The following is an 11,664-nucleotide window of genomic DNA, read 5'->3' as shown; positions in this document are numbered from 1 at the left end:
AGTAAAATAGAGAAATATGCAGTAAATGACAAGAGAGCTTTGAATATTCAAGCAATATTAAATTAAAATAATTTTGCTCTTTTAACTTTTGGAGGAAATGAATAAATGATAGAATGAATTTGTTAACTTGACTTCAAGGAGGAACAAACAATGGCCTTTGATTTTAAAAAAGAGTTCAAAAAGCTTTATATGCCAAAAACCGAACCTGAAATAATTGATGTTCCTGAGATGAATTTTATAGCGGTACGGGGAAAAGGCGATCCGAATGAAGAGGGGGGTGCGTATAAACAGGCCATCAATATTCTTTATGCGATTGCATACACGATTAGGATGAGTAATAAAAGCGGACATAATATAGACGGTTTCTTTGAATATGTTGTACCGCCTTTGGAAGGATTATGGTGGCAGGAGGGTATTGAGGGAGTAGACTACAGCCAAAAGGACCAATTTAATTGGATTTCCGTGATTCGCTTGCCGGATTTTGTGACTAAAGAAGATTTTGATTGGGCAAAAGAAGAGGCCGCTCGCAAGAAAAAAATAGACTGTTCTTTAGCGGAGTTTCTAACCGTAAAAGAAGGGCTTTGCGTCCAAGTGATGCATATAGGACCTTTTGATGACGAACCCGAAACGGTTGCCAGAATGGATGAATATTTGATAAAAGAAGGATATGAAAAGGACTTTTCAAAGGAACGACTGCACCATGAAATATACCTGTCCGATCCTCGCAAGGTTGAACCGGCGAAATATAAGACCGTTATAAGGCATCCGATAAGGAAAATAACAAAATAATTGATAAAAGTACATTAAAACTCTATTTATGACGATGTATCAATATGAAGCATATTGCATGAAAGCTATATAGCAAGCCGGTAGATTGAAGAATTGGATTGGAGAAGGAAAAGTGCCAATTCTTCATTCCTGGAGGTGGGAAAATGCATTTGGAATTTATAAAAGGCTACGGAATACTGTTTTGTTATTTTTTTGTCTGTGCCTCAAGCGCGCTTGTATTGCGCCGGCTTGTCACGGTGCCGGATGAACTCTTCCGTAAGATTTTGCACATGATACTTTTAGGTTCGATATTCGGTTGGGTATACGGTTTTAAAACGTGGTGGGTATCGGCAATTGGGACAATTGCATTCATATTGATGGTTTTTCCGATTCTTGCATTCGCTGAACGCATACCGGGCTATTCAAAACTGCTTATAGAGCGAAAAAAAGGCGAAATTAAAAAAAGCCTTGTGGTGGCGTTTGGCATGTTTGCCATACTGATTTGCCTTTGCTGGGGCTGGCTTGGAGAAAAATATTTAATCCTTGCATCGGTTTTGGCATGGGGATTGGGAGATGCGGCAGCGGCACTGGTGGGCAAACGCTTCGGACGTCATTTTGTCAGGGGAAGACTGGTTGAAGGATGCAAGAGCTTAGAAGGTACTTTTGCCATGTTTGTGGTATCCTTTATTTCGGTCGCGGTTGTCTTAATTGCGCATGGTGCAGTGAAGTGGTATGCCTGTATTCCAATTGCGGCAGCAACTTCAGCGGTTTGTGCGGTTGTGGAGCTTTATACGAAGAACGGTATGGATACAATAACATGTCCTTTAGCTGCGGCAGCAATTTTGATATCCTTGGTTCATTTGTGGGGAGGATGATTTATGAAATCAAAATCGGGAGAACGTACACTTTTGGCCTCTGTACTGCTGAGCTCACCGGGGCCCATAGTTATGGGTGCGGCACTTTTTTTTGGCCGCTCATCTACGCAGCTTGCGGACTTTGTACGGCGTACGGCAGAATTGGGAGCAATTATTGTCTCATGGATAGTGTTCCGTATTGTAAATAGAAGGGACGAGATGGATGCAGCATACAAGGATAAATTGGAGCATACTGCAAATCTGAGTGTGGGATTTGCTATGTGTTTGTCCGGCGCAGCTATGTTGTTCATTGCATTGTTTTCGGCCGGCACCGAAAAGGGAAATGTCATTCCGGGTCTTGTTATTGCGGTGCTTGGGGCAATAACAAATACATGGTTTTGGCTTAGATACGGAAAACTCAATCGTGAAAAGCCAAATACGATACTTGCAGTTCAAAGCAGGCTCTATTTCGCAAAGGCAGCTGTCGATGCCTGTGTAACCACCTCTCTGGCATTTGTCGCAGTAGCCCCTGACAGACCTTTTGTATGGTATGTGGACATGATAGGCTCGATAATTGTTGCATTTTATCTCATTATAAACGGTATCATTACAGTACGGGGCAAGAATAATGTGATGAATTGGAAACAGACTTCTTAAAGAAATTTGACAAGCATTTACCCAGAGAAACCTTATAGAATCAGTTTTGCATCTTGGCCCTAATATTAGTGAGTTTGAAAGCCATTTTTGGTGGGTATAATGAATTTTACAAAGAAAAAAGATTGGACAAATAAAGAATGAAAAGGGGCTAGGTGTAATGTATAACGAATTTAAAAAATTTGCCTTAAAGGGCAATGTGGTTGATTTGGCTATTGGTGTCATAATCGGAGGGGCTTTTGGCAAAATTGTATCATCTTTGGTGGACGATATCGTTATGCCTTTACTGGGAATTATTTTAGGGCGTATAGACTTAACATCATTAAAGCTTGTTATAAGGCCGGCATCGGGAGATATTGCAGAGCTTTCCCTAAAATACGGACAGTTTTTGCAGTCGGTAATAGATTTTTTAATTATAGCCTTGTCAATTTTCTTTATGATGAAACTGCTGTTTATATTTAGAAAAAAAGAGGAAGAAAAGCCGAAGGAACCGGAGCCTTCCAAGGAAGAGCTTTTGCTTGCCGAGATACGCGATTTGCTGAAAGAAAAGAATTAAAATAACGGGATATAGTGTGAAAACAAAAAAGTACCCTCCGCTAATTTTACTAAGAGTTGTTGGAGGGTACTTTTTTATGTTGCAGTTAAATATTTATTAGCTTAATATCAATTACTTTTTGGCAACGGGAAATTCATCAATGGATTTCGTCAAATATCTCTTTAATATTGTCAAATCGGTTGAATTGACTGAACCGTCGCCGTTTAAGTCTGCTACCTTATCGGGAACATCCAGTTCTTTAATGAATTTTACGACATATCTCTTCAATATCGAATAATCGGTTGAGTTTACCTTTCCGTCATTATTCAAATCACCATACTTAATATCCGGCGTTGGATCGTCGAATTCATAAAGGTTTTTTGGAAGTTCATCCAAAGTAATTACATATTCACTGTTGTATATAGTGTTTAGAAGCTTTGGATCGTTGTATCTGGAACTCATAAGGAATTCACCGTACCATGGGCAGAAATACAGCCACCAGGCTCCCTCATTGACTATGTTTTGAATATCGGGAATAACGTCATTTTCAGTCAATGCAACCATCTTTGTATCATTGGTGTAATCTACAAGTGTCAGGAATAATGACGTTGCGGCACTTGTTCCCCAAGTGTTGGGTGATCCTTCATACTTGTCATATCCGATTATATCCACATACTCATCTCCGGGATACCATTCATAGGAGTTTGCATAGGTATAAAGGTTTACTTCCCATATTAAATTATGAAGACCATATTTTTCAGTAAGAGTTGTGTAAAGAAGTTTCCAGAGTTCCTTGAAAACTTTTGCACCGCCGGAACCCCACCAGAACCAAGCACCGGAGCCGTCAGTGTTGTTGTAGCCTTCAGCTTCATGGAAAGGACGGAAAAGTACGGGAATATTGTTCTCCTGAAGAATTAGAAGCTGTTCTGCAAGGTCTTCAATTGCCATCATAAGATAAGCATGTTCTTTAGTTGTCTTGTCAAGGCAGTTGGCAGTTTTAAAGCTGCTTACCGGCTTGTATGTACAGTTTGTCCAATCTACCGGCTCACCGGGGGTATAACTTGTAAAATCCTTGGGAATGTTTATATGCCAGCATGCTGTCGCAATACCTCCGCGATTTTTTACCCAGTCGATTACACGTTCTGTCGTACCGTCTTCCCATCCGTACAGAGGATTGTAGTTCATGAAATCAAAGCCTCTGATTGCAGGGTATTTGCCTGTATTATTATAAATATAATCGAATTCAAGTTCATAATTGCCGTCATTTCCACTTCCGTAAATTTCCTGTTGACCGGAAATAACATATTTTCCGTATACACCGGTAAGGTATTTCATAAGAGCTTTTGCCTCAGAAGTTGCATTCGGGTCGCACGGAGTAGGATCAATTATGTGGTCGGGCATATCGGCATAGTCAAAGTATATTTTGTCGTACAGTATAAAACCCCAGCTTCCGGAGGAACCAATTTCAATAGTTGCTTTACCGGCTTCAAGATAGAAGTATCCGAAACTGTAATCAATCCATTCGCCTTTATTTGGAATAAAATAGTTGCTGTATGATTTGCCGTTGATGCTGACGACCTGCATTCTGGTCTCATCCGGAGCGCCAAGATACATCCAGCACCTTGTTGAAAGCTCATACATAGCATTTTCGGGAACGGTAACTTCCAATGTTATTGTTCCTGAGTTGGCCACCCATACAAATCCGTCACCGGAATATCCGGGATATTGGGTTCCGTAGACATTGGTGGTAACGACGGCACCGTTTCCTAAAGTGCAATCTTCTGCTTCAACATTTACAGGAAGGGAATAAGCAGCGTAAGTTGAAACAGGCATTGCCAAAAGGACGGAGAATGCCATTGCAAGTGTTGTCAGAAGGCACAGTGCCCTGCCAAAAATTTTCCCCATGAATAATACACCCCTCAAATAAAAATTATGATATTAATAAAAAATAAAAATATCTTCATTAATATTAATTAGTGAAAACCTTTGTTTTTAGTGTACATGAAAAGAAACTACGCCCTTTTTAAAATTGATGCGAAGCAGTACCGGAGTATATTTCTGGAATATATTTTTTAATAAAGACCTTGGTTTGGTGTTATGTAGAGATGCGTAACTTCTTATACTAATAAAATTTTAACATATTCGTAAGATGATATCAATTATCCGGTTATGCGGCCGGGCCCATGAGACGGTATGCCATTACATTTACAAAGACGGCTTTGCTGTAGTATAATAAGCTTGCACTGTCACGGTTGGCCTTGATGCAAACCGATGAAAAGCAGCTGAAAATGGGAAAAGAGCATAAAAAAACAGTAATTAGAATATTGCCGCATGTATGTTAAGACGAAAAGGGCATAGCAATAAAAAGATTACGTATAGGCTGATAGCCCATGTATATGCCAAAAGAGGGGCATAGCAATGAAAAGATTACGTATAGGCTGATGGCCCATGTATATGCCAAAAGAGAGGCGCAACAATGAAAAGATTATGTATAGGTCTAATGGCCCACGTTGATGCAGGAAAGACAACATTATCGGAGGGCTTGCTTTATGTAAGCGGAAAAATAAGAAAATTGGGAAGAGTGGACAACAAAGATGCCTACTTGGATACCTATGAACTCGAAAGGGCCAGGGGCATCACTATTTTTTCCAAACAAGCCGTTTTTGAAGTGGGGGACACCCGGATTACTTTATTGGATACTCCGGGTCATGTGGATTTTTCGGCTGAAATGGAAAGAACCCTTCAAGTGTTAGACTATGCCATTTTGGTGGTTAGCGGTGCGGACGGAGTGCAGGGACATACCAAAACCCTGTGGCATCTTCTTGAAATCTATAAGATGCCCGTGTTTTTATTCGTCAACAAAATGGACCAAAGCGGCACAAACAAGGACAAGATAATTAATGAAATAAAAAAGCAGTTGGATGATAGATGTATAGATTTTGGAACGGACACGAAAGACGATTTTTTTGACCAGCTTGCCATGTGTGATGAATTAATGATGGAAACGTATCTTGAAAAAGGGTATGTTGAAACATCTAAGATTAGTGCTGCCGTAAAAGAACGAAAGGTATTTCCGTGTTTTTTCGGCTCAGCTTTGAAACTGGAAGGAATCGAGGAATTTATCGATGGCCTTATGAAATATACCATAATCCCTCGCTATCCCGATGAATTTGGTGCCAAGATTTTTAAAATAACAAGGGATGAGCAGGGCAACCGCCTTACCCATATGAAGCTGACCGGTGGAAAACTCAAAGTAAAAGATGTTTTGACAAATGGTGTGTGGGAAGAGAAAGTGAATCAAATCCGCATCTATTCCGGAGAAAAATTTGAGGCAGTAAGTGAAGTGGATGCAGGAACTGTGTTTGCGGTAACCGGCCTTACCCAATCCAGGCCGGGAGAGGGGCTGGGGATTGAGAAAGCCTCAAGTGCACCGGTCCTAGAGCCTGTGCTGCAGTATCAAATCATACTTCCGGAAGGGTATGACCCGAGAGTTATGCTGCCAAAGCTTAGGCAGATTGAGGATGAGGAGCCGGAGCTTCACATTGTCTGGGATGAGCAGCTGCAGGAAATTCGGGTTCAGGTAATGGGAGAGGTACAGATTGAGATTCTGCAAAGCCTAATACGAAGCCGCTTTGGGGTAGAGGTAGGTTTTGATGCCGGTAGGATTGTATATAAAGAGACAATTGCCAATACTGTTGAAGGGGTTGGGCATTTTGAGCCATTGAGACATTATGCGGAGGTTCACTTGCTTCTGGAGCCTGGCGAAAGGGGCAGCGGCCTTAAGTTTGGAACGGACTGCAATGAAGATGTTTTGGCTAAAAGCTGGCAGCGGTTGGTTTTAACCCACCTTGAGGAAAAAGTTCACAAAGGGGTTTTGACGGGTTCGGCGATTACAGACATGAAAATTACTTTGGTATCCGGAAGAGCCCACAACAAACATACACAGGGCGGTGACTTCAGGGAGGCTACCTATCGCGCAGTGCGCCAGGGCTTGAAAGAGGCGGAATCCGTATTGCTTGAGCCTTATTACGACTTTCAACTGGAAGTGCCGGAAAAAATGGTGGGAAGAGCCATGACGGATATTGAGAAAATGCACGGCACATGCGAGATATCCCAAATAAATGGCGAGACGGCAATTTTGGTGGGGAGCGCCCCTGTTGTCACCATGAGGAATTATCAAAAAGAGGTCGTGGCCTATACCAAAGGTTTAGGCAGGCTGTTTTGCAGCTTGAAGGGATATGAACCCTGTCATAATGCAGATGAGGTCATAGAACGTATAGGATATGATTCGGAAAGGGATGTGGAAAATCCCACGGGTTCCGTATTTTGTGCCAACGGTGTCGGCTTTTTGGTAAGTTGGGATGAAGTAAAGAATTATATGCATCTGGAAAGTTACTTTCAGAAAAAAGACGATGAAGAAGATTTAAATAGGCATCGGATATTGCGTTCACAAGAAAAGGCGATAAGCTTGGAAGAAATTGACCAAATTATGAATAAGACTTTTTATGCAAACCAGGGAAGAAAGTCAGTCTGGAAAAAGCAAAGAGCAGCAGAAAGACATGACAGACCTGTTACTTATACTAAAAGACAGGAGGAGAAGAAAGAAGAGTATCTTCTTGTGGATGGCTATAATATTATCTATGCATGGCCTGAACTAAAGGCGCTGGCAGATGAGAATTTGGACAGCGCAAGAATGAAATTGCTTGACTTGCTTAGCAATTATCAGTGGATTAGAAGATGCCATGTCATTGTGGTATTTGATGCTTACCGTGTCGAGGGGCATCAAGAAGAAATAATAGATTATTATAATATCCATATGGTATATACAAGAGAGGCCCAAACAGCGGATCAGTATATTGAGAAATTTGCCTATGAGAACAAGAAAAACTATAATATAACGGTTGCCACATCCGATGGCTTGCAGCAGATAATTGTAAGGGGAGACGGATGTGCACTTTTGTCCGCAAGAGAGCTTAAGGCAGAACTCGAAGCAGCCAATGAAAGAATACGGCAGGAATATAGCAAGGTGCATAGAATAGACCGCAATTATCTGGCTGCTCAACTATCTCCAAAAGCAAAACAGCATATCGAGAACCTGATTAAAGAAGAAAATGACAAGTAGTTTCTATAATAATTCAAACTGGTTTTTCTTATATTTTAAAACACCTTCATTTCTAAGCTTGCTAAGCTCCGCCGACATTGCACTCCGGTCAACGGACAGGTAATCTGCAAGTTCCTGACGGTTGAACGGAATGGAAAAAAAGTTGCTTTTGGCCTTCTTCGCTTCGGCGGAAAGATAGGCTAAAAGCTTTTCCCGAGTGGTACGCTTTGACATAAACTCAATTTTCTGCGTTAGGGCTATATTTTTCATTGCAGTAATATGCAGCATGTTTTGAATCAGCTGGCTGTGAAAACCGCAGGCAGTGGCGCAGGGGTGAGCAAGCTTTCGGTAATCGATAAAAAGAAGGTCGCTTTCGGTGGTTGTAATCACACTAACCGGAAGTTCTTTTATTTGGGCGAAGGCAAAGGACTCCGCAAACAGGTGGCCTACACCTATTTGAGCGAGGATGCTTCTGTTGCCGTAATAATCCTCTTGAACAATCTGAACCTCTCCCGACAAAACTATGCCGAAAGAATCAATAGTCTCTCCGCTCATAAAGACAGTCTCGTTTTTTTCATAGTGGGAAAGCCTATTTGACAAACAAGTCAAAAGCGAAAGCAAATCCGATTCATCAATTCCTTTAAACAAATTTACTTTTTTTAAAACTTCCAAATATTTTTTCATAAAAACCTCTTTTCGTTGGATTTACAACAGACTTATCAATTTCAGTATAGTAAACTTAAAACGTAAAGTCAATGAACTAAATTTTAAATGTATAAAAACAGGAGGTTAATAAAATGATTCGTAAAATAATCAAAATAGATGAGAATAAATGTATTGGATGCGAATTGTGTGTAAATGCTTGCCATGAGGGAGCCATAGGAATGGTGGACGGAAAGGCAAAGCTTTTGCGGGACGATTATTGTGACGGCTTGGGAGACTGCCTGCCGGTTTGCCCTACAGGAGCCATCACCTTTGAGGAGCGTGAAGCGGCAGAGTATAATGAAGCTGCTGTACAGGAGAATATGGAGAAAAAGCAGAAAGAAAGTCTGCCTTGCGGATGTCCCGGAAGCCAGATGAAAACTCTCAATAGGGAAAATGAACGTAAAACTGTCCAAACCGATGTCAATGAAAATGTCAGCCAGCTTGCCCAGTGGCCTGTCCAGATCAAGCTTGTACCGGTCAATGCGCCATATTTTGAAGATGCAAATCTTTTGATTGCAGCGGACTGTACTGCATATGCTTATGGAGATTTCCACTACAGATTTATGAAGAACAAAATAACTTTGATTGGTTGTCCGAAGCTGGATGAAGGCGATTATGCCGAAAAGCTCACAGCAATTATAAAAAACAACAACATCAAAAGTGTAACAGTTGTGCGTATGGAGGTTCCGTGCTGCGGAGGTATTGAAAATGCGCTAAGAAGAGCCCTTGTAAATAGCGGGAAATTTATACCGTGGCAGGTAGTGATAATTTCAACCAACGGTGAGATTCTTGAATAAATGGTTATATAAACCTTAATTATAAAAGGCAAAAGGAGGAAAAGCAATGAGCATGTTTTGCTATCAATGTCAGGAAACTGCAGGGGGAAAGGGTTGCACGGTACGCGGAGTGTGCGGCAAAAATGAGGAGGTTGCAAAGCTTCAGGATCTTTTAGTCTATACTGTTAAGGGTATTTCAGATGTCGTTGTCAAGGGAAAGGTTGATGTTGAAAAGCTTGGCTACACAAACTATGAAGTGCTAAACAGCCTCTTTATGACTATTACCAATGCGAATTTTGACGGTACTTCTATTGAAAAACAGATAAGAAAAATGATTGATATCAGAGATGAAATGAAAAAATCCGTTCAGACAGAAAATCTTCACGATGCAGCAGTTTTTGCGGCTGATACAAGGGAATCAATGCTTAAAAAAGCGGATTCTATAGGAATATTGTCCACACAAAACGAAGATATCCGCTCACTGAGAGAAATGATTACTTATGGTATCAAAGGTATGGCGGCATATGCCGAGCATGCAAAAAATATTGGGAAAGAAGACAAGGGGATCTATGCCTTTATCTATGAGGCTTTGGCGGCAACTTTAAACGATTCTCTTTCGGCAGACGACCTTTTTGCTCTGACGATGAAAACCGGTGAATACGGTGTAAAGGTTATGGCACTTTTGGATGAGGCAAATACATCAAGGTTTGGCAATCCGGAAATCACCGAGGTTAATATCGGGGTTAGAAAGAACCCGGCCATACTTATCTCAGGACATGATCTTACCGACCTTGAACAGCTTTTGGAACAGACAAAAGGAACAGGTGTTGATGTATATACCCATAGCGAAATGCTGCCGGCCCACTATTATCCCGCTTTCAAGAAGTATGACAATTTCGTGGGCAACTACGGAAACGCATGGTGGAAGCAGGTAGAAGAGTTTGAGTCCTTCCGCGGACCTATTCTGTTTACCACAAACTGCATTGTGCCGCCTAAAAGCGAAGAAGTCAGGAGCAGAATATTTACAACGGGTTCGGCAGGTTTCCCGGGATGCAGGCATATTGAAGTCGATGCAAACGGTAAAAAAGACTTTTCGGAGATTATTAAGCTTGCCAAGACTTTGCCAGCTCCTGATGAAATTGAAACAGGAAGCATTGTCGGAGGATTTGCCCACAATCAAGTGATGGCGCTTGCCGACAAGGTGGTTGAGGCAGTAAAATCCGGAGCTATTAAAAAGTTCTTTGTCATGGCAGGATGTGACGGACGCATGAAATCGAGAAGTTATTATACCGATTTTGCCCTGAACCTTCCCAAAGACACTGTAATTTTGACAGCAGGCTGCGCAAAATACCGTTATAACAAGTTGGGATTAGGAGATATCGGGGGCATTCCGAGGGTATTCGATGCCGGACAGTGCAACGATTCATACTCTTTGGCAGTTATCGCGCTAAAACTAAAAGAGGTATTTGGATTGGATGATATCAACAAACTTCCGATTGCCTTTAATATAGCGTGGTATGAGCAGAAAGCCGTAATAGTTCTTTTGGCTCTCTTGTATCTGGGTGTGAAGAATATCCATCTTGGACCTACACTTCCGGGATTTCTTTCGCCGAATGTGGCAAAGGTTTTGGTGGAGAAATTCGGTATTGCAGGTATTGGCACTGTTGAGGATGATATAAAATTGTTTATGGACTAAGTAAAGCATGGAATATAAACAAAGGGTCAGTCGGAAGTGATTGACCCTTTGCAAATATATTGCGGTTTTTAATGTATGGCTTGATTTACTGTATATCGATCTTTTTGCCTTTTAGTTGTGTTGATTCAACTTTAGGAACTGTAATCGACAGAATACCGTCTTTATATTCTGCCTTTGCCTGTTCCGATTTAACCTCAACAGGGAGGGGAATTGTCCTTGAAAAACTTCCGTAATACCTTTCGCTACGGTATACATTTTCATCCTTGTATTCAGAATCTCTTTTGGTCTGTCCTGACAGCTTTACATAATTTTCATCAACATATACATTCAAATCTTCTTTTGAGACACCCGGAATTTCAGCCTTTACAACAACATTTTTTTCAGTTTCGAAAACATCGACTCTAGGGGATGTTGTCTTGCTGAAAAAACCAAAAGGTGAACGCTCGAAAAAGCTCTCCATATCTCTGCCTACGTTATCCATTTCCCTAAATGGATTCCAGGAAATCAAACTCATACACATCACTCCTTGTAAGAATTTGCTACAATAATATAATTTCCGCCAAACCTTTTGATTA

The 11,664-nt window shown here is 41.1% G+C and carries 10 protein-coding genes; 7 read left to right on the top strand and 3 right to left on the bottom strand.

The features are described 5' to 3' along the window. Window positions 1-150 precede the first annotated feature (150 nt). The 4 genes from PLH43_RS06405 to mscL all read left to right on the top strand — a co-directional run bounded on the left by PLH43_RS06405 (window position 151) and on the right by mscL (window position 2,832). Window positions 151-789 carry a GyrI-like domain-containing protein gene (locus PLH43_RS06405; protein ID WP_324361272.1) on the top strand — a complete coding sequence of 213 codons (639 nt, stop codon included), beginning with the start codon at window positions 151-153 and terminating at the stop codon, window positions 787-789. A 143-nt stretch (window positions 790-932) separates the two neighbouring features. Further along, window positions 933-1,643: a phosphatidate cytidylyltransferase gene (locus PLH43_RS06400; protein ID WP_324361269.1), complete on the top strand. Its 711-nt coding sequence runs from the start codon at window positions 933-935 to the stop codon at window positions 1,641-1,643. A gap of 3 nt (window positions 1,644-1,646) precedes the next feature. Beyond that, on the top strand, window positions 1,647-2,279 hold the full coding sequence (locus PLH43_RS06395) for a cation transporter (protein ID WP_324361267.1): 633 nt from the start codon (window positions 1,647-1,649) through the stop codon (window positions 2,277-2,279). Between the two features lie 157 nt (window positions 2,280-2,436). Continuing rightward, window positions 2,437-2,832, top strand: coding sequence for a large-conductance mechanosensitive channel protein MscL (gene mscL, locus PLH43_RS06390; RefSeq protein ID WP_324361264.1), 396 nt, complete (start codon window positions 2,437-2,439; stop codon window positions 2,830-2,832). 111 nt (window positions 2,833-2,943) lie between these two features. Here the strand turns inward: mscL and PLH43_RS06385 are convergent, their stop codons facing one another. Then, the gene (locus PLH43_RS06385) at window positions 2,944-4,716 is read right to left on the bottom strand and encodes a glycosyl hydrolase (protein WP_324361262.1); all 1,773 of its coding nucleotides are present in this window, start codon (window positions 4,714-4,716) and stop codon (window positions 2,944-2,946) included. A 571-nt stretch (window positions 4,717-5,287) separates the two neighbouring features. Here PLH43_RS06385 and PLH43_RS06380 point away from each other — a divergent pair. Further along, complete coding sequence (locus tag PLH43_RS06380; RefSeq protein WP_324361260.1) at window positions 5,288-7,933, top strand: translation factor GTPase family protein; 2,646 nt, start codon at window positions 5,288-5,290, stop codon at window positions 7,931-7,933. Window positions 7,934-7,936: 3 nt separating this feature from the next. On the opposite strand, the gene PLH43_RS06375 is transcribed toward PLH43_RS06380, so the two are convergent. Next, window positions 7,937-8,596 carry a Crp/Fnr family transcriptional regulator gene (locus PLH43_RS06375; protein ID WP_324361258.1) on the bottom strand — a complete coding sequence of 220 codons (660 nt, stop codon included), beginning with the start codon at window positions 8,594-8,596 and terminating at the stop codon, window positions 7,937-7,939. Between the two features lie 113 nt (window positions 8,597-8,709). Here PLH43_RS06375 and PLH43_RS06370 point away from each other — a divergent pair, with 113 nt between their 5' ends. Together PLH43_RS06370 and hcp are read left to right on the top strand one after the other, a co-directional pair. Continuing rightward, window positions 8,710-9,414 (top strand): 4Fe-4S binding protein, encoded by a 705-nt coding sequence (locus PLH43_RS06370; protein ID WP_324361256.1) that lies wholly within the window; start codon window positions 8,710-8,712, stop codon window positions 9,412-9,414. 46 nt (window positions 9,415-9,460) lie between these two features. Beyond that, window positions 9,461-11,089, top strand: a complete 1,629-nt coding sequence (hcp, locus tag PLH43_RS06365; RefSeq protein ID WP_324361254.1) for a hydroxylamine reductase — start codon at window positions 9,461-9,463, stop codon at window positions 11,087-11,089. Between the two features lie 85 nt (window positions 11,090-11,174). Here hcp and PLH43_RS06360 read toward each other — a convergent pair whose 3' ends face one another. Further along, window positions 11,175-11,603, bottom strand: coding sequence for an Hsp20/alpha crystallin family protein (locus PLH43_RS06360; RefSeq protein ID WP_324361252.1), 429 nt, complete (start codon window positions 11,601-11,603; stop codon window positions 11,175-11,177). Window positions 11,604-11,664 lie beyond the last annotated feature (61 nt).

It is taken from the genome of Acetivibrio sp. (assembly GCF_035371925.1).
Lineage (GTDB): Bacteria > Bacillota > Clostridia > Acetivibrionales > Acetivibrionaceae > Hungateiclostridium.
This window is presented reverse-complemented; position numbering and strand designations above follow the sequence as displayed.

What these genes read in the sequence shown, in the direction of transcription:
- PLH43_RS06370 (WP_324361256.1), top strand. Translation starts at nt 8,710, where the DNA reads ATGATTCGTAAAATAATCAAAATAGATGAGAATAAATGTATTGGATGC.
- PLH43_RS06405 (WP_324361272.1), top strand. Translation starts at nt 151, where the DNA reads ATGGCCTTTGATTTTAAAAAAGAGTTCAAAAAGCTTTATATGCCAAAA.
- PLH43_RS06375 (WP_324361258.1), bottom strand. Translation starts at nt 8,596, where the DNA reads ATGAAAAAATATTTGGAAGTTTTAAAAAAAGTAAATTTGTTTAAAGGA.
- PLH43_RS06380 (WP_324361260.1), top strand. Translation starts at nt 5,288, where the DNA reads ATGAAAAGATTATGTATAGGTCTAATGGCCCACGTTGATGCAGGAAAG.
- mscL (WP_324361264.1), top strand. Translation starts at nt 2,437, where the DNA reads ATGTATAACGAATTTAAAAAATTTGCCTTAAAGGGCAATGTGGTTGAT.
- PLH43_RS06360 (WP_324361252.1), bottom strand. Translation starts at nt 11,603, where the DNA reads ATGAGTTTGATTTCCTGGAATCCATTTAGGGAAATGGATAACGTAGGC.
- PLH43_RS06395 (WP_324361267.1), top strand. Translation starts at nt 1,647, where the DNA reads ATGAAATCAAAATCGGGAGAACGTACACTTTTGGCCTCTGTACTGCTG.
- hcp (WP_324361254.1), top strand. Translation starts at nt 9,461, where the DNA reads ATGAGCATGTTTTGCTATCAATGTCAGGAAACTGCAGGGGGAAAGGGT.
- PLH43_RS06385 (WP_324361262.1), bottom strand. Translation starts at nt 4,716, where the DNA reads ATGGGGAAAATTTTTGGCAGGGCACTGTGCCTTCTGACAACACTTGCA.
- PLH43_RS06400 (WP_324361269.1), top strand. Translation starts at nt 933, where the DNA reads ATGCATTTGGAATTTATAAAAGGCTACGGAATACTGTTTTGTTATTTT.